The sequence below is a fragment of the Klebsiella pneumoniae genome, from assembly GCF_000742135.1.
GTDB classification, from domain to species: domain Bacteria; phylum Pseudomonadota; class Gammaproteobacteria; order Enterobacterales; family Enterobacteriaceae; genus Klebsiella; species Klebsiella pneumoniae.
Map to the genome: position 1 here is coordinate 2,344,966 of NZ_KN046818.1, position 22,091 is coordinate 2,367,056.

Annotated in this window: 19 protein-coding genes and 4 pseudogenes; 8 read left to right on the forward strand and 15 right to left on the reverse strand. The window is 58.8% G+C overall.

Annotated elements, in window-relative coordinates; all coding sequences use genetic code 11:
- Window positions 1-20: 20 nt before the first annotated feature.
- The 3 genes and pseudogenes from DR88_RS28100 to DR88_RS14315 all read right to left on the reverse strand — a co-directional run.
- A pseudogene (locus DR88_RS28100) lies at window positions 21-218 on the reverse strand (SMP-30/gluconolactonase/LRE family protein); the annotation flags it as partial.
- Window positions 181-1,331, reverse strand: a pseudogene (locus DR88_RS0125785) (aldo/keto reductase). The pseudogenes DR88_RS0125785 and DR88_RS28100, both read right to left, overlap by 38 nt.
- A 46-nt stretch (window positions 1,332-1,377) precedes the next feature.
- A complete protein-coding gene (locus DR88_RS14315; protein WP_004148403.1) occupies window positions 1,378-2,364 on the reverse strand; it encodes an aldo/keto reductase in 987 nt (328 codons plus the stop codon).
- Between the two features lie 216 nt (window positions 2,365-2,580).
- Between DR88_RS14315 and DR88_RS14310 the strand changes: the two genes are divergently transcribed.
- Together DR88_RS14310 and DR88_RS14305 are read left to right on the forward strand one after the other, a co-directional pair.
- Entirely contained in the window at window positions 2,581-3,489 is a 909-nt protein-coding gene (locus tag DR88_RS14310; protein WP_025861989.1) for a LysR family transcriptional regulator, read from the forward strand.
- Between the two features lie 29 nt (window positions 3,490-3,518).
- Window positions 3,519-4,442, forward strand: coding sequence for a LacI family DNA-binding transcriptional regulator (locus DR88_RS14305; RefSeq protein ID WP_100219340.1), 924 nt, complete (start codon window positions 3,519-3,521; stop codon window positions 4,440-4,442).
- Window positions 4,443-4,552: 110 nt separating this feature from the next.
- Here DR88_RS14305 and DR88_RS0125790 read toward each other — a convergent pair whose 3' ends face one another.
- Window positions 4,553-4,771 (reverse strand): hypothetical protein, encoded by a 219-nt coding sequence (locus DR88_RS0125790; RefSeq protein WP_073980554.1) that lies wholly within the window; start codon window positions 4,769-4,771, stop codon window positions 4,553-4,555.
- A gap of 216 nt (window positions 4,772-4,987) precedes the next feature.
- Between DR88_RS0125790 and oxlT the strand changes: the two are divergent.
- Window positions 4,988-6,282, forward strand: a pseudogene (gene oxlT / locus DR88_RS0125795) (oxalate/formate MFS antiporter).
- 37 nt (window positions 6,283-6,319) lie between these two features.
- Here the strand turns inward: oxlT and DR88_RS14300 are convergent.
- Both DR88_RS14300 and DR88_RS0125800 read right to left on the reverse strand, forming a co-directional pair.
- Window positions 6,320-6,898: a GNAT family N-acetyltransferase gene (locus tag DR88_RS14300; RefSeq protein ID WP_014907574.1), complete on the reverse strand. Its 579-nt coding sequence runs from the start codon at window positions 6,896-6,898 to the stop codon at window positions 6,320-6,322.
- Between the two features lie 70 nt (window positions 6,899-6,968).
- Window positions 6,969-7,157, reverse strand: coding sequence for a hypothetical protein (locus tag DR88_RS0125800; RefSeq protein WP_004148407.1), 189 nt, complete (start codon window positions 7,155-7,157; stop codon window positions 6,969-6,971).
- 338 nt (window positions 7,158-7,495) lie between these two features.
- Between DR88_RS0125800 and DR88_RS14295 the strand changes: the two genes are divergently transcribed.
- Window positions 7,496-8,074 (forward strand): TetR/AcrR family transcriptional regulator, encoded by a 579-nt coding sequence (locus DR88_RS14295; RefSeq protein WP_025861988.1) that lies wholly within the window; start codon window positions 7,496-7,498, stop codon window positions 8,072-8,074.
- Here the strand turns inward: DR88_RS14295 and DR88_RS14290 are convergent.
- Window positions 8,050-9,150 (reverse strand): iron-containing redox enzyme family protein, encoded by a 1,101-nt coding sequence (locus DR88_RS14290; RefSeq protein ID WP_004148409.1) that lies wholly within the window; start codon window positions 9,148-9,150, stop codon window positions 8,050-8,052. The two genes, DR88_RS14295 and DR88_RS14290, sit on opposite strands and share 25 nt — an antisense overlap.
- Window positions 9,151-9,351: 201 nt before the next feature.
- Here DR88_RS14290 and DR88_RS14285 point away from each other — a divergent pair, with 201 nt between their 5' ends.
- Window positions 9,352-10,266 carry a DMT family transporter gene (locus DR88_RS14285; protein ID WP_004148410.1) on the forward strand — a complete coding sequence of 305 codons (915 nt, stop codon included), beginning with the start codon at window positions 9,352-9,354 and terminating at the stop codon, window positions 10,264-10,266.
- Window positions 10,267-10,306: 40 nt separating this feature from the next.
- Here the strand turns inward: DR88_RS14285 and DR88_RS14280 are convergent, their stop codons facing one another.
- A complete protein-coding gene (locus tag DR88_RS14280; protein ID WP_004148411.1) occupies window positions 10,307-11,539 on the reverse strand; it encodes an MFS transporter in 1,233 nt (410 codons plus the stop codon).
- Between the two features lie 275 nt (window positions 11,540-11,814).
- Here DR88_RS14280 and DR88_RS14275 point away from each other — a divergent pair.
- Together DR88_RS14275 and DR88_RS14270 are read left to right on the forward strand one after the other, a co-directional pair.
- Window positions 11,815-13,423 (forward strand): annotated as a pseudogene (locus DR88_RS14275) (FAD-NAD(P)-binding protein).
- A 107-nt stretch (window positions 13,424-13,530) separates the two neighbouring features.
- Complete coding sequence (locus tag DR88_RS14270; RefSeq protein ID WP_004148413.1) at window positions 13,531-14,631, forward strand: NADH:flavin oxidoreductase/NADH oxidase; 1,101 nt, start codon at window positions 13,531-13,533, stop codon at window positions 14,629-14,631.
- Window positions 14,632-14,864: 233 nt separating this feature from the next.
- On the opposite strand, the gene DR88_RS14265 is transcribed toward DR88_RS14270, so the two are convergent.
- Together DR88_RS14265 and DR88_RS14260 are read right to left on the reverse strand one after the other, a co-directional pair.
- Window positions 14,865-15,398 (reverse strand): hypothetical protein, encoded by a 534-nt coding sequence (locus DR88_RS14265; protein WP_025861987.1) that lies wholly within the window; start codon window positions 15,396-15,398, stop codon window positions 14,865-14,867.
- Window positions 15,399-15,462: 64 nt separating this feature from the next.
- Window positions 15,463-16,353, reverse strand: a complete 891-nt coding sequence (locus DR88_RS14260) for a LysR family transcriptional regulator (protein ID WP_004218747.1) — start codon at window positions 16,351-16,353, stop codon at window positions 15,463-15,465.
- A 174-nt stretch (window positions 16,354-16,527) separates the two neighbouring features.
- Here DR88_RS14260 and DR88_RS14255 point away from each other — a divergent pair, with 174 nt between their 5' ends.
- Window positions 16,528-17,505 (forward strand): NAD(P)H-dependent flavin oxidoreductase, encoded by a 978-nt coding sequence (locus DR88_RS14255; protein WP_004148416.1) that lies wholly within the window; start codon window positions 16,528-16,530, stop codon window positions 17,503-17,505.
- Between the two features lie 32 nt (window positions 17,506-17,537).
- Here the strand turns inward: DR88_RS14255 and hpxK are convergent, their stop codons facing one another.
- From hpxK to DR88_RS14230, 5 genes are read right to left on the reverse strand one after another with little or no spacing between them, the layout of a single operon-like run.
- The gene (hpxK, locus tag DR88_RS14250) at window positions 17,538-18,797 is read right to left on the reverse strand and encodes an allantoate amidohydrolase (RefSeq protein ID WP_004148417.1); all 1,260 of its coding nucleotides are present in this window, start codon (window positions 18,795-18,797) and stop codon (window positions 17,538-17,540) included.
- Window positions 18,794-20,035 (reverse strand): pyridoxal-phosphate-dependent aminotransferase family protein, encoded by a 1,242-nt coding sequence (pucG, locus tag DR88_RS14245; RefSeq protein WP_004179945.1) that lies wholly within the window; start codon window positions 20,033-20,035, stop codon window positions 18,794-18,796. The genes hpxK and pucG overlap by 4 nt, the downstream gene beginning before the upstream one ends.
- A gap of 15 nt (window positions 20,036-20,050) precedes the next feature.
- Complete coding sequence (locus tag DR88_RS14240; RefSeq protein WP_025862289.1) at window positions 20,051-20,788, reverse strand: amino acid ABC transporter ATP-binding protein; 738 nt, start codon at window positions 20,786-20,788, stop codon at window positions 20,051-20,053.
- Window positions 20,769-21,425 (reverse strand): amino acid ABC transporter permease, encoded by a 657-nt coding sequence (locus DR88_RS14235; RefSeq protein ID WP_023313205.1) that lies wholly within the window; start codon window positions 21,423-21,425, stop codon window positions 20,769-20,771. Before DR88_RS14235 ends, DR88_RS14240 begins: the two co-directional genes overlap by 20 nt.
- Window positions 21,425-22,090, reverse strand: a complete 666-nt coding sequence (locus DR88_RS14230; RefSeq protein ID WP_023313206.1) for an amino acid ABC transporter permease — start codon at window positions 22,088-22,090, stop codon at window positions 21,425-21,427. The genes DR88_RS14235 and DR88_RS14230 overlap by 1 nt, the downstream gene beginning before the upstream one ends.
- Between the last annotated feature and the right edge of the window lies 1 nt (window position 22,091).

Sequence of the window (22,091 nt, forward strand, 5' to 3'; positions counted from 1 at the left end):
CCCAGACCACTCATTCCCGGTCACTGATGTGAAAAGGGAAACGGTGCCGGCGCGAATGCGCCCGATCGAAAAATCATCGCTCCACCAGGTTCGGTCCCGCTGTTAGCGACAATAAACAACTCGCGATGCCCGGGGCGGGTCGCCAGGCTTGTCGATTTAAGGTTACGGCCTTTGTCGCGGTCAGGCAGCACAATTTGCCCAATAGGCAGTCCGTTGCGCAAGCGCCGCATCGATTTCGCGTAGCTCGCTGTCCGTCAACCGGACTTGCGGTGCGCCGCTGTTTTCTATCAGGTGCGGATATTGCGTCGTACCCGGGATTGGGACAATCCAGGGCCGCTGCGCCATTACCCAGGCCAGCGCGAACTGAACCGGAGTGGTGTTTTTGCGACGGGCCCACGACTGCGCAAATTCAAGCAGCACCATGTTTTTGGCCAGGGCATCGGGCTGGAAGCGTGGCAGGTTATGCCGCCGATCGGTGCTGTCGAACCGCTGGCTTGGATTGACTGCTCCGGCAAGGAAGCTGCGGGCAGTCGGGCAGTAAGGTACGAAACCGATACCCAGCTCTTCGAGCGTTGGAAATATCCGCGTCTCTGGTTCCCGCCACCACATGGCATACTCACTCTGCACCGCAGTCACAGGGAGTACCGCATGTGCGCGGCGAATTGTCCTGGCACTCGCTTCCGACAGTCCCCAGTTTTTCAACCCTACTGGATCAACGCCTTCACGGTTTCCGCCACATCCTCGATCGGCACATTCGGATCGGGGCGATGCTGATAGAGAAGATCGATGTGGTCCGTTTTCTGACGCTTTAGCGAGCCTTCTACGGCGCGGCGGATATGGTCAGGATGGCTGTTAAGGGAAGTGGGCTTCCCCTCCTCCACGCCGAAGCCGAACTTGGTGGCAATCACCACACGATCGCGAACAGGGGCCAGTGCTTCCCCGACAAATTCTTCACTGAGATGGGGGCCGTAGACCTCGGCAGTATCAAAGAACGTGATACCTTGTTCGAAGGCTGCCCGGATAAGCGAAACCATGGCTTTACGATCGCGCGGACCTCCGCCGTAATAACCCACCATCGGCAGGCACCCGAGTCCCATGCTGGACACCTCCAGCGAGCCGAGTTTACGCGTGGTTAAGGTTTCCTGCTGGACCGGAACAGCTTCCGAAGGGGCGTTAGGCGTGTCCTGACCAGCCGGTTTCGCCATCACGGCGCCGCTCCTGCCAAGGGTGGTTGCGGCCAACGCCAGACCGGCTCCGGCGATCAGAAAATTGCGCCGGTCCCGGGAAGCGGGTACGGCAGCAGAAGGCTGGTCATGGATCATCTTGCTCATAAACTGGAACTCCCTTTAACGCAGAAAGGATTCATTAATTTGGTCATTACCAGGCATAAGCCTGGGGCGCTTCTCCCCCGGGGCCGGGCCAGATTTCGTCGAGACAGCTCATGGTGTCGTCTGATAGCGTGATTGTCGTTGCGTGAAGCGCTTGCTGGAGTTGTTCGACCGTACGAGGCCCAATCAGTGGAGCGGTAACGACAGGATTCTGCAGGAGCCAGGCCAGCGCCACATCGGAAGGGGATTCGCCGAGGTCATCACATAATCCTTCATAGGCTTCCAGCTGCGGACGATAATCTTCAATTTGGCGGGCAAACGCGGGCCTGGCACGGCGCCCGCTTGCCATCTTTTTCAGTACGCCGCCAAGCAGCCCTCCGGCAAGCGGGCTCCAGGGGATCAACCCCAGGCCAAAATGGCGGCATGCGGGAATGACCTCCAGCTCAATGGTGCGGGCTGTCAGATTATAAAAACTTTGCTCGGCGACCAGGCCCAGGAAATGACGGGCCGTGGCGACTGACTGCGCAGTCGCAATGTCCCAGCCCGCGAAATTGCTGCTACCGATATAAAGAACCTTTCCCTGCTGAACAAGCAGTTCCATGGCCTGCCAGATCTCTTCCCACGGCGTATGACGATCGATGTGATGCATCTGATAGACGTCAATATGGTCGGTCTTAAGCCGTCGCAAACTGTCCTCGCAGGCTTTGCGAATATGGTAAGCAGAAAGCCGGCGATCGTTCGGGCCCGGTCCCATAGGCTGATAGACTTTTGTCGCCAGAACGATGCGTTCACGGCGGCCACCCTGCTGAAGCCAGCGACCAATAATTTCCTCGGACAGCCCCGAGCCTTGCTGGATATCGGGAGATTGTTCAGTGCCATACACGTCTGCTGTATCAATGAAATTGATACCCGCCTCAAGCGCCTCATCCAGAATGCGGGCGCTGGTCTTTTCGTCGGTGACGTCACCAAAATTCATGGTTCCGAGACAAAGGCGGCTGACTTTCAGGCCGGTGCGGCCAAGATGCGTATAGTTCATAAACGGCTCCGTTAGATGAGTGTTCCGCCCTGGCCTACCAGCCAGAGCGCATGATTTTCAAGAATAACGAAGCACAACGTGTACAGTGAGTGGACGTGCATGAATGGACTTGTGAAAAAAATTCAGCAATGGATTAGCCCTAATCGGTCTAAGGTGTATATCATTTCTTCATCAACGCATTCGGGTTTTAACGCCGCATAAGGAAAACTATTCTGTATGCAAATAAGCAGAGCTGATGTTGCCGATCTTATTTATTTCATGGCGATTGCACGTCATCGCAGCTTCAGCCGTGCGGCAATTGAATTAGGCGTCAGTGCATCAGCGCTGAGTCATGCCCTGAAGGGACTGGAAACCCGGCTCGGAGTTCGCCTGCTTAATTGCACGACCAAGAGCGTCACCCCTACGGCAGCTGGTGAGGAACTGGTTCCGTCTGTTCTTCAGCCTTTCGACACCATAGAAGGCGCGCTTGAATCGCTTAACCGGTATCGCAATACCCCTACCGGACGTATCCGCATCAATGCAGCCGTTGAAGCGGCAAATCTTTTGCTTGCGCCGGTCATGCCCGCTTTTATGGATCGCTATCCCGATATTGAAATCGATATTGTGGCCAGCAACCGTATGGTTGACGTGACTGATGCGGGCTTCGATGCCGGCATCCGCTATGGTGGCACCGTCCCGGAGGACATGGTTGCCCGGCGTTTATCTGCCGATATTCGCTGGGTTATCGCGGCCTCCCCTGATTACCTGGAACGCTACGGAACGCCTGAACATCCGGATGATTTATTACACCATCGCTGCATCAGCAATCGTCTCGGTGACGATCGGGTTTATCGCTGGGAACTTGCGCGAGACGGCGAAACATACCAAATGACAGTGCCAGGCTCAGTGACGGTCAATCATGCCGAAACGGGTCTGGTGGCCGTATTGGGCGGGGCTGGCCTGATGTATTTTCCGGAACCTCTTGTTGCACCCTATGTCAAGGATGGACGGCTCCGTCTGGTGCTTACGGAATGGTCCCCACTGGAGGAAGGTTTTCATATCTATTATTCAAGCCGCCGGCAATTGCCGACCGGGCTTCGCCTTCTGATTGAGTTCATACAGGAGGCCAGGCCGCTGGGGTTGTGAAATAGTGCCTCCATACTGAACGATGCGTTATCGGCTTTATCGCCCCGTCGCTTATTCAGAATGCTCAGTTGCAGGAAGCCGCAGGACTCGGCTATGTCCCTAATCTGCAGGCACGTAATCTGGCGTCGGTCCATTCCGATCTTATTCTCGCCTTCGTTCCCACCTTCTCTTCGCCGGGTTTTTTGCCGGTCTCTGAAGCGCTGCAAAAAGTGCTGACCGAACGCGGATATACCATGATGTTTATGGAATCCGGGCATGACGGTCAAAGTGAACAAAAGACGTTTGAAAAAATGCTCGCCTATAACCCGGCGGCCATTATTCAGTTCAATATCGATACCATTGAGAGCTGCACCCAGTTGCTGGCCAACGTGGATGTTCCTATTCTGGAAATTGGCGCGCTAAATACCCACCCTGTGGGTATGTGCATCGGCGTGGATTACGGTAAGGCCGTAAAACAGATCGTGACTCATCTGGCCGACGCCTCATTAAAAAACATCGCACTGCTCTGTACCCCGGCTAATAACACATTGTTTCGCCAGTTGCTGAGCGGTTGGAATACGGCGATGCTCGCTCTGAACCGCTCCCCGCACCGGGTGGTAACCACGCATTTGCCATCCACCATCGCCACAGGCGTCAATATATTCATGGATATGATGATTACCTGGGGCGATCTGGATGCGTTAATTTGCACGTCGGATGAAATGGCCTGTGGATGTATGATGGCCTGCCACAGTGCCGGCATCAAGGTGCCCAATACCGTAGCCATTGCGAGTTTAGGCGGAGGAGTGTTATCGACGGTCTGTTCCCCTGCCCTGACAACCGTTGAGTTTCCCTGGCATGACATTGGGGTGAAAGCCGGTAAAGCCCTTCTCGAACTGCTTAACGATAAGCCTGGTGAAAAGTTCATTGAAATTCCGTCAGTGCTCAAAGTCCGGGCCAGTACCGCGGCATGAACTTAGTATAGGGCGATAAGGCTTCCCCTATCTAGTATCTGTGTGTGGTAGCCAGGCTTTCTACCAGGAAGAATGTCTCTCTGCGAGAGTCCATACAATAAATGCCCAGCTCATAAAGCAAAAAATAGTCGGGACAGTAGCGTTTTTTCGCTACTAAGCGGGTAAACCGCCAGCCTCATTTCCCGTTTATCTTGCCAGCCGCCCCAGGCGGTGATTTCGTAGCCTCGACCCGCCTGGGCGGCTTTGCACTGAAGTCCGTCTAGCGCCAGTCCAGGGTATACGATGTCTCCTAAGCCAGTTAGCAGGCAAAGCGCACCGCAATAATTCATTTGCACCGCCCTGGTGCCGCACATTCACCATGCCGCCCCCCGTCAGACATACCCTCATTACATTAACCACTTGAATATAAAAACTTATTTTATATGGCACGTTTAATGCTCTTCGCTTGTATACCGCAATGTGGACAAGAACGTATGCCATATGGCCACAACAGGTCGCCAGTCTGCGGTCGCAACCTTCCCCTTTCTGTGAGGCATCCAGGGTGGATGCGTTTCACGGAAGCCTGCTTACTGAAAACGGAGAACAACATGACGACACTCAGTGAACCGTTGGTTACCCCGAAATATGGCAAATGGCGCCAGCTGGTGCTGGGTTTGATCTGTATGGCCGCCATTTCCAGTCCGCAATATGTCTGGACGCTGTTGACAAAACCCCTGGCCGCTAAACTGGGCGTGGGTTTGCCAGAATTGCAGGTGACCTTCTCCCTGCTGATCATCCTGCAGACCTTCTTTTCCCCTTTTCAGGGGCGGTTAGTGGAAAAATTTGGCCCACGGCGGCTGATCGCTATTGGCACGGTGATGGCGGGAATGAGCTGGGTGCTTTCCGCGCAGGTGAATGGCCTGGCAACGCTCTGGCTGGTTTATGGCTGCATGGGCGGCCTCGGGACCGGGATCGTCTACATCGGCGTTGTCGGCCTGATGGTCAAATGGTTCCCACAGCAGCGGGGATTTGCCGCCGGCGCGGTGGCGGCGGGCTACGGGATGGGGGCCATCATAACCACCTTCCCCATCTCCCTGTCGCTGACCACTAACGGCCTTGAACACACGATGGCGACTTTCGGGATCCTTTTCGCCCTCGTCGGCTTCCTCGCCAGTCAGGGGCTGAAGCTGCCGCCGCCCGCTGTCTCCCAGCCCGTCAGTCAGACGGTGGCGCAGAGCAGCAGATCGTTTACTTCCCGGGAAATGCTGCGCCAGCCGCTGTTCTGGCTGATGTTCGCCATGATGGCGATGATGTCGACTTCCGGGCTGATGGTCACTTCGCAGATGGCGGTGTTCGCCGAGGATTTCGGCATTAGCCAGGCGGTGGTGTTTGGCATGCGCTGCCGTTGGCGTTAACGATAGACCGCTTCACCAACGGATTGACCCGGCCGCTGTTTGGCTTTATTTCCGACCGCTTCGGCCGCGAGCAAACCATGTTTATCGCCTTTGCGCTGGAAGGCGTGGCGATGATGCTCTGGCTGGCGTGCCGGGAAGATCCGCTGCTGTTTGTCCTGCTCTCCGGGGTGGTGTTCTTTGGCTGGGGGGAGATCTTCTCTCTCTTCCCGTCGACACTCACCGATACGTTCGGCAGCGAGCATGCCGCCAGCAACTATGGCTGGCTGTATATTTCGCAGGGCATCGGGTCAATCTTTGGCGGTCCGCTGGCGGCACTGCTCTATCAGCACACTCACGGCTGGCATGTGGTCTTCAGCTGCGCGATTGGCCTTGATTTTGTCACCGCCGCCCTCGCGCTGTGGGTGCTAAAACCGTGGCGCGCGCGCTTTATCCGCCAGCATAGCTAATCGTCCGCCGGGCAGAAGTGACGGCTCGCCCGTCACTTCACTGATATTCGCTACGCAACAGCGCATACAGGTACTCATCGCCCCACTCGCCTTTAAAAAAGATATTCTGCCGGTAATGCGCCTCGCGACGAAAGCCCAGCCCTTCCAGGAGTTTGATCGCGCCGGTATTGCGGGTGTCTACCACCGCTGTCAGCCGGTGGTGGGCTAACTGTTCAAAGAGTAAGGCCATCACCGCCCGCATGGCTTCCCGGGCATACCCCTGATGCTGATACGCAGGGGAAAAGGTCATCCCCAGCTCGGCTTGTCTGCCGTGATCTAAGAAGTGGATCCCCACATCTCCCGCCAGCGCACCGTTGGCCTGAATCTCTACGGCAAGCTGGAACCAGCTCTCATCCTCAGCAAAGGCCTGCGAACGCTGTTGTTCATAGAAGGCTGTCGCCTCTGTCATGCCGTAGTGGGTCCAGCTCTGAAAGCGGGCCACCTCCGGCAGATTGCGATAATGGCTGAAAGACGGCAGATCTTCCGTTCTGAACCGGCGCAGCAGCAGCCGGGGCGTGGTCAGGGGTAATTTCATCTCTTCTCTTCTTCTTAATGAGACGGGCAATGGCGGGGCCATCTTAACCTGCGCAGCCTCAACCCAGCCATCGCACTTCCTTGTCAATTTAATATAAAGTTAAATTTCGATATTAAAATTTCACAAACCGATAAAACATTACAATAACAAATACGAAAAACAGGGGAACAAGCCAGAGAGGCGTCTCTGGAAAAAAGAGCCCTTGCGCCACGGCGAAGAGGATGGTCAGTACAGCAGGGCCATAAGATGAAATTAACGACCTGAATATTCTTCGCAGCAATCTTTTAATAAGATTCATCATAGTTATCGGATCATCCTGGTAATGATGTCTGTAATACCCTCATTCGATGCCTGTCCTGCTGTAACCGTCTCAGACTTCAGAAATAATGCCTATCAGAAAGTACATCATTCACAGCTTATGTGTATAAAGGTCCGAATAATACGCCGGTTCAGAAACATAAGGACATGACTTGTGTATGTCTACGCAATCTTGTTTTTATTGGGGGAACCGACGCCGCATAAACCGCGGCTGATTTACTTTTTGCCCGTCTGGCGGCAAGATCCGGCATAATGCACCGCTGTCGCAGGACGGCCGTGTCACCGGCAATCGTGACAGCGAACCATTCGACAGGAAAACGCATGAAGCCAAAACAAGCGGACATTCTCCGCCACGCCAGCACGCTTTTTAATCGCGAAGGATATCAGTCGCCCAGCATCGAGCGGATTGCTGAACATGCTGGCATCTCCAAAATGACCTTCTACCGCTATTACGCCGATAAAGAGGCGCTCATTCTGGCTATCCTCAAGCAGAAAGAGAGCGAATTTATGCAGGATTTGGCGCAGATCACCGCGGATAAAGCCAGCGCGCGGGAAAAGCTGTTTGCCGTGTTCGACTATTATCATCGCTGGTTTACCTGCGAAACGTTCCACGGCTGCATGTTTACCCGCGCGCTGTTTGAATATGGCGCGTCATCGCCGGCGATCCGGGAGCAGTGTTCCCGCTTCAAGTCGCTCCTCTGGCAGTTCTTCCGCGATATTCTCCTGCTGGTGTTAAAACCAGAGCCTGCCGAGCGGGTCGCCATGATGATGGTGATGCTCATCGATGGCGCTATCGCCGCCCAGCAGGCCGAGTCCGCCGAATGTCGGGAGATCCCGCCGGGGATGACCGCCTGGAGCGCGGCCAAAGCGCTTATTTACTCAGAAGGCGGTACGCTGTGAGATGATAAGCTGCCGCCCAGCGACTGCAGGGCCGCCAGCAGACCATCATAGTAATCGTTGCAGGTTTGCAGACGCAGCGCGGCGCCAAAGAAGACCTCCTCCATAGCCGCCGGATGTTTTTTGCCAATCGGCACAATCACATTGTTCAGCCAGCCATCCGCATGACCGATGTCGACCGTGATATGTTCGGCATAGTAATGCACGTCGCGCTCGGAAAGCCCAATCCGCCGACAGCCCGCCACCAGTTTTTCATACTGCGGCGGGTCGAGCAGCTCGGTCATGGCCATCACGCCCAGTGATTTGTAGTAATGCTGACGGTTTACGCCGCCCAGCATAAAGGCGTTATACCCGGCCAGCCCCTGCCACTCGTACAAATGGGCAAAATGATTGTCCGGTAAGGCGATATTTCGCCGCTTCAGTAAATCCTTATACAGATTAACGTGGGTGATCTCGGTGCTGCCCTGGCCTATCTCATCCCACAGATTTTGCGCAATCTCAGCGCGGGTTTCCGGCAGCGAGCCCACCAGCCCCATCGCCACCAGATCGAAGAAAAGCAGATTGAGGGCGCTGTCGCTTTTGAAGAAATAGTCGATTTGCGCCGCAGAGGCCTCGCTGGCAAGGAAATCGAACAGCGGATGATGAGACGCCGGGTGCTGCTGGCATAAGGCGCGCAGTTCGTCGACGATATTGCCGGCGTTAAGCATTGGTCTCTGGTGGTGGAAGCGTTTGCTTTCCGCCCGCAGCCACTCAGACTCGATGTAATTTCTGATCCCGGAAAGCAGCGGATGAAACTGATTGGCAGCCGCTGGCGAGAGCGGGTCGGCAAGCCAGGACTGATAAAGAATGAACAGCGCGTGGTGCGCACGCTTTTTGGCCTGTGGATCGTCAGCGGAGAAGGCGCGGATGCAGGTATTCTCAGTGAGATGCCAGGCTCTGTCGGCCACCAGCGGGTTGGCCGTCAGCTTCAGCGACAGCGCGTTGCTGTGCAGAAGCTGGTCAATTAACTCATCCAGCGCCAGCCTGGCCATCACCGCGGTCTGGTCGCTTCCAATCACCCCATTATCTGTGTTACGCATGATTTATCCCTGTGAAATACATGGCTACTATACGGTATAGTACCGTCCATAATGCGGCAACGTAAATTTCACACGTGTTGTCAATTTACTGTTTATTAAAGAATTTAAATGAATACAATAAAAACCACTAAAATATTATTGATATTATAAAAACAATAACATTACCATTCAGTACAGTGACAAACGACACAAGGAATCATCATGCCTTATCTGTTACTGACGCTGGCGGCTCTGTTCTGGGGCGGGAATTATGTTGTCGGGCACGTGCTGGTGCAGGGCGTGGATCCGATCCTGATGACCGAAGCGCGCTGGGCGCTGACGGCGCTGCTGCTGGGCCTGCTCTACCGACGGCAAATCGCCGGCAGTCGCCACCTGCTGCGGGCAAACGCGCCAGCGGTGGTGGTGCTAACCCTCTGCGGCCAGGTCAGTTTCCCGCTCACGCTCTATATTGGCCTGCAAACCACCTCCGCGCTCAACGCCGCCATCTATATGTCCGCCACGCCGAGCATGGTACTGTTGATTAACCGACTATTTTTCCGCGATCCGGTATCAGGGCGTAACTGGCTCGGAGTGGCTTTTAGCACCCTCGGCGTGATGATCCTCTTATTTCAGGGAAATCCGCTGCACGCCGCCTCTCTGCACACCTTTGCCATCGGCGACCTGTGGGCGATGGGGTCGGCGCTGAGCTGGGCGCTCTACTGTTCGCTGTTACGTCTGAAGGACCGCCGAATCCCGGCGAATGGCTTTGTCGCCGTCAGCTCGCTGCTCGGCGCCCTGATCCTGGTGCCAATCGTCATCTTCTGGCTGATGCGCCACCCGGCGCAGGACTGGGCAGCCTGGCGCGAGCCGTTTTTCCTCAGCGGCCTGGCGTATCTGGTAATTTTCCCATCGTGGCTGGCATACCTGTTCTGGAACAAAGGTATCGCCACCATTGGCGCCACGCGGGGCGAAATTTACACCCACATCATCCCCCTCTCCGGCGGGGTGTTGAGCATCCTGTTCCTGCATACCCAGCCGCATGCCTGGCATCTGTTTAGCGCGCTGTTCATCATGGTGGGGATTGGGATCTGCTCGCTGGAGAAACGCCAGGCGGCGTCTATTCGTCTGCGTGACTAATGTATGCGACCGGGCGCCTGGCCACGCCCGGTCACAAAAGTTAACGGCTGGTGGAGAGCGGCTGGTGATGTCCCGCTCCTGCGGATTGGATCACCCGGCCTTCGCGACCAAAAAAGGTCAGGACGGTAATGACAATCGCCACCGTCCCGGCCACCAGGGCCATTGCCAGGCCGTAGTTATGCCCATGATGCTGGGCGATTGATGCCTGGAGAGTGGCATTCACCGAAGCCAGCAAATTACCCAGCTGGTAGACGAAGCCGGGCAGCACCGCCCGGGTGTTGGCCGGGACCAGTTCATTGAGCCAGGTGGGGATCACCCCCCAGGCCCCCTGGACCATAAACTGCATCAGGAACGCCCCCGCCCCCAGCGCCAGCGAGCCGCTGGCGAAAGCCCACAGTGGAATGACCGGCAGCGCCAGCAGGGCGGCGATCATAATCGCTTTGCGTCGGCCAATCTTCTCCGACAGCGAACCGAAGAACACTCCACCAATGATCGAGGCGATGTTATAGCAGACCGCGATGATGCTGACCGTTTTAGGCTCGAAGCCGTGCTGAACTTTCAAAAAGACCGGGTAAAGATCCTGCGTCCCGTGAGAGAAGAAGTTGAAAGCCGCCATCAGCACCACCAGGTACAGGCACAGCTTCCAGTGGCTACGCAGTACCGGCAGCAGGGCCGTACTCTCTTTATTCTGCCTGGCCGCCTGCCAAACCGGAGACTCCTCGACGCAGAAATAGATAAACGGCAGCAGCAGCACCGGCGCGGCGCCAATGACAAACATCCCGCGCCAGCCGAGTTGTTCAAACAGCAGCCCATAGGCGACGGCCGCCAGCAAATAGCCGAAGGGGTATCCCGCCTGGAACAGGCCGGACATCAGGCCGCGCGAGCGGTCGGGGATCGTCTCCATCGCCAGCGAAGAGGCCACGCCCCAGATCCCGCCCATCGCCACGCCGTACAGCACCCGCAGCAGGAAAAACAGCATCAACGACGGCGCGGCGGCGGAGAGCAGCTCAAAAGCCGAGAAGAACACAATGTTGAGCATCAGGATTGGTTTGCGACCAAACTTCTCCGCCGCCCTGCCGAAAATTAGCGCGCCGACGGGCCGCACGGCCAGAGTCAGCAGAATCGCCAGGGTGACCTCCTCAAGGTCGACATGAAACGAGTGGGCGATATCGCTCAGTAAAAAAACTAACAGGAAAAAGTCGAAAGCATCGAGCGTCCAGCTTAAAAAACTGGCTATCGCCGCATTACGCTGTCGTGAGGTCCAGCCGTGCATCTTGTCATCCCTATCCCGACGGCATTGCCGGGAGTGTGCGCGGCGTCCAGCAGAGCGAGCTGGGGTTACCGCTTGTGTAAATTGTTTGTATAGAAAGTTGCTCTTTTGTTAATTACACCCCTTTTACGACAATCGGCAAGTTTATTAGCATGCTAATTTGTTTCAAATTGCGTGTTCCCCTCACCGGTTCGGTAATTTTCGACCAGAATTAAAACTAGGTTCGCTTAAGCGAAGCGTCATCAATGCCGCATCTGCCCACAGGAAGGGAGAGAATCATGAAGAGAATTGCCATCGTCGGCGTGGGGCCGACGGGGATTTACACCTTTTATGAACTGGTGAAGCGCGGTGAGCCGCTGGCCATCACCCTGTTTGAAAAAGAGGCGCAGGCCGAGGTGGGTATGCCCTACAGTGACGATAATACCGCGGCGCAAATGCTGGCCAATATTGCCAGCATTGAGATCCCCCCCCATCGACCTGACCTACCTGCAATGGCTGCAGCAGCAAAGCGATGACTGGCTGGCGGCGCGCGGGCTTGAACGGCACGCCCTGCATGAGCGCCAGTTTCTGCCGCGGGTGATCCTCGGCGAATACTATCGCGACCGTTTTCTTTACCTCGTTGAGCGGGCCCGGGACGTCGGCTTTGTGATTAGCGTTTGTGAATCCTGTGAAGTCACGGATATTGCGGTTCAGTCCACCGGGATCGCCATCCACACCGATAGTGCAGCAGACCCGGTAATCGTCGACCTGGTGGCGATTGCCACCGGCCATCTGTGGCCTGAAGAAGAGCGCGCCAGCCGACAGTACTTCCCCAGCCCGTGGACCGGCCTGATGGAGGCCCGCATTGCCCCCTGCCGGGTGGGGATCCTTGGGACTTCATTAAGCGCGATTGATGCCGCCGTGGCGGTAGTGGCCCGCCACGGCGTTTTCCATACCGAGGACGACAAAACGACCCATTTTTCCCTCCATCCAGGCAGCGAAGCGCTGGAGATCACCCTGATGTCACGCCACGGCGTGCTGCCGGAGGCCGATTTTTACTGCCCGATCCCGTGGGAGCCGCTGGAGATTGCCACTCCCGCCGCCCTCGAAGCGGCCATTGCGGAGGGTAGCGACGCTCTGTTAGATCGGATTTTTGAGCTGATCGTTAAAGAGCTGGAATATGCTGCCCCCGACTGGAGCGAGGCGATCGGGCTTCGTCAGCTGACGCCTGACAGTATCGCCGACGCCTGGTTTGCCGACCGCCTCACCCATGACCCCTTTCAGTGGGCGCAGCGCAATCTGCAGGAGGTGGAGCGCAATAAGCGCGAACACCACACGGTGCCCTGGCGCTATGCCATTCTGCGCCTGCATGAGGCGATTGAAACCTTGGTGCCGCAGTTCAACGACGCGGACAGCCGTCGCTTCCGCCAGGGCCTCGCCCGGGTATTTATCGATAACTACGCCGCCATTCCGCCGGAGTCCATACGTCGGCTGCTGGCCCTGCACCGGGCTGGCATTCTGCGGATCCTGACGCTGGGCGAAGATTATGAGCTGCAGCGGGAGCCTGACCGGACGCTGATTGTTCATCATCGTCAGCGCTGCGAATTCGATGTCTTTATCGATGCCCGCGGACAAAAAGCGCTGAAAACCCGGGATCTGCCCTTCCCTTCACTGCGCCAGCAGCTGCTGGCCTGCGGCGACGACATTCCGGACGTCGGTGATGACTACACGCTGCAGGCGCCGGAGACAGTGCGCGGCCGGGTCGCCTTCGGCGCCCTTCCCTGGCTGATGCACGATCGCCCCTTTGTGCAGGGGCTGACGGCCAGCGCCGAGATTGGCAGCGCAATGGCCCGCGCCGTGTCGCAGCAGGCCGCCGGCCGACGGCGCCGTCTCTGGTATATCGAATAGCGGAGCGCTTAAGCGCAATATCCGAATACTGGGGGGGTGAACAGGCGTGCTATAAACAGCAACTGTCCGTCCCCTGCACGACCACGTTTAACATTTACGAGGTATTCATGAGTCATCTTTTTAGCGCGACGCGAATTGGTCAACTCACCCTTGATAACCGTATCGTTATCGCCCCGATGTGTCAGTACTCCGCCGACGAGGGTAAGGCGACCTCCTGGCACCGGATCCATCTTGGCCAACTGGCTTTCTCCGGCGCCGGCCTGTTAATTCTGGAAGCCACGGCGGTAGATCCTGCGGGGCGTATCTCCCCGGGGGATCTGGGGCTGTGGGATGATGAAACCGAAAACGCCCTGCGCGGCGTAGTCGAAGATATTCGGGCCTGGTCGCCGATCCGTCTGGGGATCCAGCTGGGTCATGCCGGACGCAAGGCATCCTGCGCCGCCCCGTGGCAGGGAGGCCATCAGCTGGCGCTCAACGATGGTGGCTGGCAGACCGTCGCCCCTTCCGCCGTGGCGTTTCACGATGGCGATCGCGCCCCCGCTGAACTGAGCCATGCCGATATGGCGCGCATCAAAGCGGCCTTCGTCGCCAGCGCGCTGCGCGCCCAGCGGCTGGGCTTTGAGCTGATTGAACTGCACGCCGCCCACGGCTATCTGCTGCACCAGTTTCTCTCGCCGCTCAGCAACCAGCGCCGCGACGAGTACGGCGGTTCGCTGGAGAACCGAATGCGCTATCCGCTGGAAGTCTTTAAGGCGATCCGCGAGGCAGTGGGCAACACCATGGCGGTGGGCGTCAGGCTGTCGGCTACCGACTGGGTCGAAGGCGGCTGGGACTGCGAGCAGTCCATTAAGTTTAGCCAGCAGCTGGAAACGCTGGGCAGTGACTATATTCACGTCTCCAGCGGCGGTTTGTCGCCGCAGCAGGCGATCACCGTTGGGCCGGGATACCAGTTGCCTTTCGCCCGCGATATTCGCCAGCAGGTAGCCATCCCGGTGATTGGCGTGGGGCTGATCACCGACCCGCAGCAGGCGGAAGCGGCGCTGGAGAATGGCGATGCCGACCTGATCGCCCTCGCCCGCGCGGTACTCTACGATCCGCACTGGCCGTGGCACGCAGCGGCCAGCCTTGGCGCCCAGGTCCGTGTGCCGTCGCAGTATTTGCGCTCGGAGCCGCACGGCCTGAAAGGCACCCTGCTGCCAAACCGTTGAACCCACGGCGGGCATAAAAAAGGGGTATCGTAAGATACCCCTGAGCAGGATGTTATTGCGGTCCATGTGCCGGGCGGCGACGACGCCTTGCCCGGCCTACAAAAGGGTGATACCCGGTCATTGCGCAGCCAACCCGCCCCCTGCGTAGGCCCGCGCAAGCGCAGCGCCGCCGGGCAATCTATCAGGCTCCGCTCCCTATATTTCCGGGCGGCGGGTCAGGCAAACACCGCGAGTTACTGCTGTGCGGCGGGCGGCGCGGCGTTCTGTTTATCCTTCGCGATACTGTCCTGGATGGCTTTGGTTTTGCTCGCCGCTTCAGCCGAGAGCTGATTGGCGTCACCGATGGCGTTGTCTTTGATCTGACCCGCCTCTTTGACTATGCGGTCACTTTCCTGCTTTGCGTTCTGCTTCACCGCATCGGCCTGGGCTTTCGCCTGCTGGGCGATGGCGTCCGCCTTCTTGTCCGCCTCGGCCTTGATGGCGCTGGCCTGATCCTTCAGGCGATCGGCCTCGGCGTCAGCCTGGCTTTTCAGCGTATCGATTTGCTTATCCGCATCCTGTTTAATTGCCTGCGCTTTATCCGCCGCGGCATCCTTCATCTGCTCCGCATTATCTTTAGCCTTATCCAGTTTGTTATCAACTGTCGACGCATCGTCGCAGCCAAACAGGGTCAGGCACAGGGCGGAAGCGAGTAGTGTTTTATTCCAGAGTTTCATCAGCATTCCCTTACAGGTTAAGTCGTTATCCAGCTTTGTGATTCGTTGCATTAATAGCATTCACATTTTATATATAAACGCTCAGCCGATAGAGTCAAGGCGACAGCGCCGATTGTCAGTCCAGGGTCGCTACCAGCCCCTGCAGCCAGTCGGCAAAGACCCGAACCTTATGCGAGAGATGCCGGTGCGGATAGAGCAGCGACAACGGTCGACGCGGCGCCGGAAAGTCCGGCAAAACTTCCACCAGTTGCCCGCTGTCGATATAAGGTTGCAAAAAGAAACGCATCCCCTGCAGCATCCCCAGCCCCGCCAGCCCGGCAGCAGTAAAGACTTCAGAGTTGTCCAGCACCAGTTTACCGGGAATGGCGATCTGCCTGATGCCCTCCGGGGTCTGGAATCGCCAGGGCATAATCTGCCGGCTGCTGCTGTTCACCCAGTTCACCGCCAGATGCGACTGCAGGTCCTCCAGCGTCGCGGGCGCCCCATAGCGCGCCAGATAGCCCGGACTGGCGCAGGTGGTTAACGCCACCTCCCCCAGTGAACGCGCCACATAGTCGCCATCCTCAAGATCCCCCACCCGCAGCAGGCAATCCAGACCATCGCGCAGCATATCCCGGCGTACGTCGGAGCTGCTGAGGACAATCTCCACCTCCGGATGGGCCTGATAAAAATCCGGCAGATGCGGGATCACCAGCAGCCGGGCAAAGGCGATCGGCATATCAACGCGCAGCTGACCGCGGATCGGCCGGTCCGGCGCGAACGACTCCAGCAGATCGTCGGCCTGGGAGAGCAACGGTTTGCTGCGACGATAAAACTCTTCCCCCTCCGGCGTAAGATACAGACGTCGGGTGGTGCGCTGCAGCAGCCGGACCCCGCTCTCCTGCTCCAGCTGCTGCAGTGCTTTGGTCACCGCCGGTCGGTGGATCTGCAAATTTTCCGCCGCCTGGGCAAAGCTGCCGGCATCGACGATTTCAATAAAAATTTTAATATTTTCAAACAGATTCATTTGCATGATGGCCCGCCTCCCACCTCTTCATCAGTTCACATTATTACTAATTTAATAATAGTGATGAAAGTTTTTGCTCATTTTTTAAAACAATAAAGACGCCTACACTGCCCTCATTGCCGCATCGCTGGGGCGAACAAATTTATAACTTATTAACATACAAGGAAAAATAGCATGCAACCTAACCGCGTCGCCCGCATTCTGGGTATTGAAAAACCGGTGGTCCAGGGGCCCCTCTCCTGGCTAACCGATGCTCGTCTGGTGGCGGCCGTCGGCAACGCCGGTGGGCTTGGCGTGCTGGGCCCGAACGCCGGACTGACGGCGACAACCGCCGTCTCCACCCCGGAGGCCACCGCCGAGAAAATGCGCGAAGAGATCCGCAAAACCAAACAGCTGACGGAGAAACCCTTTGGCGTCAACCTGATCCCGACGGCGGAAAATGACATCTGGACGCCGGCGATCCTCCCGGTGATCAAAGAGGAAGGGGTTAAGGTGGTGGTCTACACCGGCTACGGCGACGGTTCGTTAAAACCGGCGCTGTTCGACGAACTGAAAGCCGCCGGGATCACCATTATCTATCGTGACATCAACCCGACGCCGGAGAACAGCCGCCGCGCGGAGCAGGCCGGAGCGGATATTATTGTCGCCACCGGCTTTGACGAAGGCGGCACGCTGCCGGGCACCGCCCTCGGGACCTTCACCATCGTCCCGCTGATCGTTGACGCGGTACAGCGGGTTCCGGTGATGGCCGCCGGAGGGATCACCGACGCCCGGGGCGCGCGCGCCGTTCATGCCCTGGGGGCGGAGGGCGTCTTCGCCGGTTCGGTATTTATCAGCACCATCGAAAGCCGGGTTCCCGACTCGGTGAAAGCGAAAATTGTGGCCGCCAACGGTCTGGATCTGCGCCTGTTCCGTACCCTGCCGGACTACTACCGCGCGCTGCCCGGCAAACTGAGCGACACACTGGTAGCCATGGACCGGGCCGGCGCCTCAAAAGCCGAGCTGGCCCAGGCGATGGGCGGGCTGCGCGGGATGCGGCTGGGCATGCTGGAGGGGAATACTGATGAGGGATATATCTCGGTGGGCGCGGGGATCGGCAACATCCATGCCATCACCTCCGTCGCCGAGGTGGTCAACCAGCTGGCGGTATGAAGCCGCCAGCTGGGGCACGGTAACCGCCGCGATCAGGCGTCAGCCACCTTCTCTACCGCCCGGGAGAACGCGTCGATAGCCAGCCCGACGTCGGCGGCGGTGACCGACTCCGCCGGGTGATGGCTGACGCCCCCCAGGCAACGCACAAACAGCATGGCCGATGGCCAGCGCTCGGCGATGGCGATGGCGTCATGCCCTGCGCCGCTCGGCAGCGTCAGCGAACGGCCCTGCACCGCCACCACCGCCTCGCTCAGCACCGCCTGCAGGTGACTGTCGCAGGCGGTGGCGGCGATGCGATAATACTCCTCGGCGGCGAAACTCAGCTGGCGGCGCCCGGCAATGGCCTGCGCCTGCCCCAGCAGTTCCTCCAGCAGCGCCGTCAGCGGCGCATCCTGCGGGCCGCGAATATCCAGCGTCAGCTGCACCTCGCCCGGTATCACGTTTACCGCGCCCGGCGCACAGCGCAGGGTGCCGACCGTCGCCACCAGGTTACCGCCGTGCTGCCGGGTCAGGTTTTCCACCTGCATCATCCATTCCGCCGCCGCGGCGAGGGCGTCCTTGCGATGAAGCATCGGCACCGTGCCGGCATGGCCAGCTTCGCCGGTAAAGCGGCAGTTCAGCCGTCTGGCGCCATTAATCGCCTCCACCACGCCGAGCGCCAGCCCCGCCTGCTCCAGGCACGGCCCCTGCTCGATATGCAGTTCCAGATAGGCGGCGATATCCCGCGGGTGACGGGCCGCGTGGGCGATCCGCGCCGGATCGAGTCCGGCATTCACCAGCGCCTGGGCGACGCTCACCCCGTCGGAATCGCACTGTGACAGCCAGCTTTCAGGCCAGGTGCCGGTGACGCCGCGACTGCCGAGCAGGGTGATGCCAAAGCGGGTGCCCTCTTCATCGCCAAAGCCGACGATCTCGATTGCCTTCGCCAGCCGTCGCCCCTGCTGGTGCAGACGCTGGACCACCTCAATCGCCGCCAGCACGCCGAGCATGCCGTCGTAGCGTCCGGCGTTGCGCACGGTGTCAAGATGAGAGCCCAGCAGCACCGCCGGCGCCCCCTCCTGTTGTCCTTCATAACGTCCGCAGATGTTGCCGACGCTGTCCTGCCACACCATCATGCCGGCAGCCTGCATCCACTGCCCCACCAGCTGGTTGGCCTGCAGATGCTCGGGCGACAGATAGACCCGGGTCAGGGCATCGGCGGTTTCGCTGAGGGCGGCCAGCCGATCGGCACGCGCCATCACCCGGCTGGCGGCCGCCTCTCTCTCCGCCTGCTGGCGGACGGTGTCACTCATAGGGTGGCCTCGGTGCGGTAGTGATCCCAGGCCGCCTGCATCGCCGCGCCCTGGGTGGTGGTGAACCTGAGGTAGTTCAGGACCGCTTCCAGCGCGCTGAGCGTCTGCATCACGCAGTCTTTACGCGCGTTATAGCCCATGGTGCCAATGCGCCAGACTTTACCGTGCAGCGGACCAAACGAGGTGCCAATTTCAATGCCGAAATCTTCCAGCATCAGTTTGCGTACCTGATCGCCGTTGACCCCGTTGGGGATCACCACCCCCAGCACGTTATTCATTTTGTGCCGCAGGTCGCCAAAGGTCTCGAGCCCCATCGCCTGGATGCCCTTCAGCAGTGCATCGCCGTGCAGTTTGTGGCGGGCGATGCCGTTGTCGAGTCCCTCCTGGAGGATCAGGCGCGCGCACTCCCGGGCGGCGAACAGCGCCGAGGTCGCTTCGGTATGGTGGTTAAGGCGCTCCGGCCCCCAGTAATCCATCACCATGCCGAGATCGAAATAGTTGGAGTAGATCATCTCGTCGACGCCATCGTGATGGGCATCGGTGCGGATCCCCTGCTCAATGCAGCGGCGGCGGCGGATGACCTCTTCCATCCGCGGGCTGAGGGTGATGGGCGAGGTGCCGGAAGGACCGCCCAGGCACTTCTGCATCCCGGCGGACACGGCGTCCAGCTGCCAGGCGTCGGTTTCCAGCGGGTTACCGCCGAGCGACGCGGTGGCGTCGGTATAGAACAGCACATCGTGACGACGGCAAATCTCTCCCAGCTCCGCCAGCGGCTGCAGCATGGTGGTGGAGGTATCGCCCTGCACGGTGAGCAGCAGGCGCGGCCGCACGCGCTTGATCGCATCCTCAACCTGATCCGGCGTAAAGACCTCACCCCACGGCACCTCGATGGTGTGCACCTCTGCCCGGCAGCGACGCGCGATCTCGCACAGCAGATGACCAAACCGGCCGAACACCGGCACCAGCACCTTGTCACCGGGACGGATCGCCGACAACAGAATCGCTTCGATCCCGGCGCGCGAGGTGCCGTCGACCAACATCGTCCAGCGATTTTCGGTGCGAAACACGCCGCGGTAGAGCGCCATGACTTCATTCATGTAGTGGGTCATCGCCGGATCGTACTGGCCAACCAGCTGGCTCGACATGGCGCGCAGCACGCGCGGGTCGGCATTGATCGGCCCCGGCCCCATCAGCAGGCGCTGCGGCGGGTTAATTTGCGAAAACTGAGTGATATCCATCTGCCATTCCTTACGTTAGTTAAGACCGCGCACCGAGGAGATAAACTGTTTCAGTTCGCTGGTCTGCGGGCTGGCGAACAGCGTTTTGCTGTCGCCCTGCTCCCAGACGCGTACCTGATGCATAAACACCACGCGGTCGCCCACTTCGCGGGCAAAATTCATTTCATGGGTGACGAGGATCAGCGTCATACCTTCCGCCGCCAGTTGCTCCAGCACCTTCAGCACTTCACCCACCAGTTCCGGGTCGAGCGCCGAGGTGATTTCGTCACAGAGTAAAACTTTCGGCGACATGGCCAGCGCCCGGGCAATGGCCACGCGCTGCTGTTGGCCGCCGGAGAGATTGGCCGGATAGTAATCCAGACGGTCGCCAAGACCGACCTTCTCCAGCATCCGCTGCGCCAGCTCCCGGCATTCGGCCTGGGACTTCTTCAGTACCCGCCGCGGAGCCAGCATGACGTTCTCCAGCGCCGTCATGTGCGGGAACAGGTTAAAGTTCTGGAACACCATGCCGATGGAGCGGCTGATCTCCCGGGCCTGGGAATCGCGGTTGGTGATGGTCATGCCCCCGAGCTTGATGCTTCCCTCCTGGTAGCCCTCCAGACCATTGATACAGCGCAGCAGGGCGCTTTTACCCGAGCCGCTGCGGCCGATGATCGAGATCACTTCCCCCATGTCGATATCCAGATCGACGCCCTTCAGCACATGGTTGTCGCCGTAGTACTTCTGCATCTGATTAATGGTGATGAGAGGCATTGAATTTGTTCTCCAGATAGCGGCTGTAGCGGGACAGCGGATAGCACAGAATGAAATAGCCCAGCGCCACAAGGGCAAACACTTTAAACGGCTGATAAGTGACGTTGGTCAGCATCGTCCCTGCCTTGGTCAGCTCCACAAAGCCGATAATCGATGCCAGCGCCGTGCCTTTGATCACCTGTACTGCGAACCCGACGGTCGGCGCGATGGCAATGCGCAGCGCTTGCGGCGCCACCACCCGGTACAGGGTCTGGCCGAAGCTCAGCCCGAGACAGCGCGAGGCTTCCCACTGGCCTTTCGGCAGCGCGCGAATGCTGCCGAACCAGATATCCAGCAGAAAGGCGCTGGTGTAGAGCGTCAGGGCGACCGAGGCGGCGGACCACGCCGAGACGTCGACGCCGAACAGCGCCACGCCAAAGAATGCCAGAAACAGCTGCATCAGCAGCGGCGTGCCCTGGAACAGCTCAATATACCCGCGGATCAGCCGTTTCACCTGGCGTCCGCCGGTGAGGCGCAGCAGCAGTAACGGTAAGGTCACCAGCGCCCCGCCGGTGAACGCGACCAGCGACAGCAGCACCGTCCAGCGACCGGCCAGCAGCAGGTTGCGGATAATGTCCCAGTCGGTAAAAGTGGTCATCAGGCCTGTACCCCCAGCCATTTACGCCCCGCCGCCATCAGCAGCTGGCGCATCGCTATCGATAACGCTAAGTAGATCCCGGTGGCTACCAGATAGACCTCAAAGCTCAAAAATGTCCGCGACTGGATCAGGTTGGCGGCGAAGGTCAGCTCCTCATAGGAGACCTGGGACACCACTGACGAGCCGAGCATCACGATGATGCACTGGCTGACCAGCGCCGGATAAATCCGCTGCAGCGCCGGGGGCAATACGACGCGAACGAAGGTTTGCGTCCGGCTGAGCCCGAGCACGCGACCGGCTTCCCACTGGCCCTTCGGCGTCACCTGGATGCCGGCGCGGACGATCTCGGTGCTATAGGCGCCGAGGTTGACCACCATCGCCAGCAGCGCCGCTTCACCGGCGGTCATCTTCAGTCCGAGGTTCGGTAAACCAAAGACGATAAAAAAGAGCTGCACCACAAACGGCGTATTACGGATGATTTCCACATATCCGCCCCATACCCGGCTGAGCATTCCCGGGCGACCGCTGCGGATCGCCGCCCCGAGGATGCCGATCGCCAGTCCGCCGATCGTCGCCAGCACCGTCAACTGCACCGTCACCCACAGGCCGGCCAGCAGCTCCGGCCAGTGCGGCCAGAGCTCAGAGAAATGAAGTTGCTCCGTCATC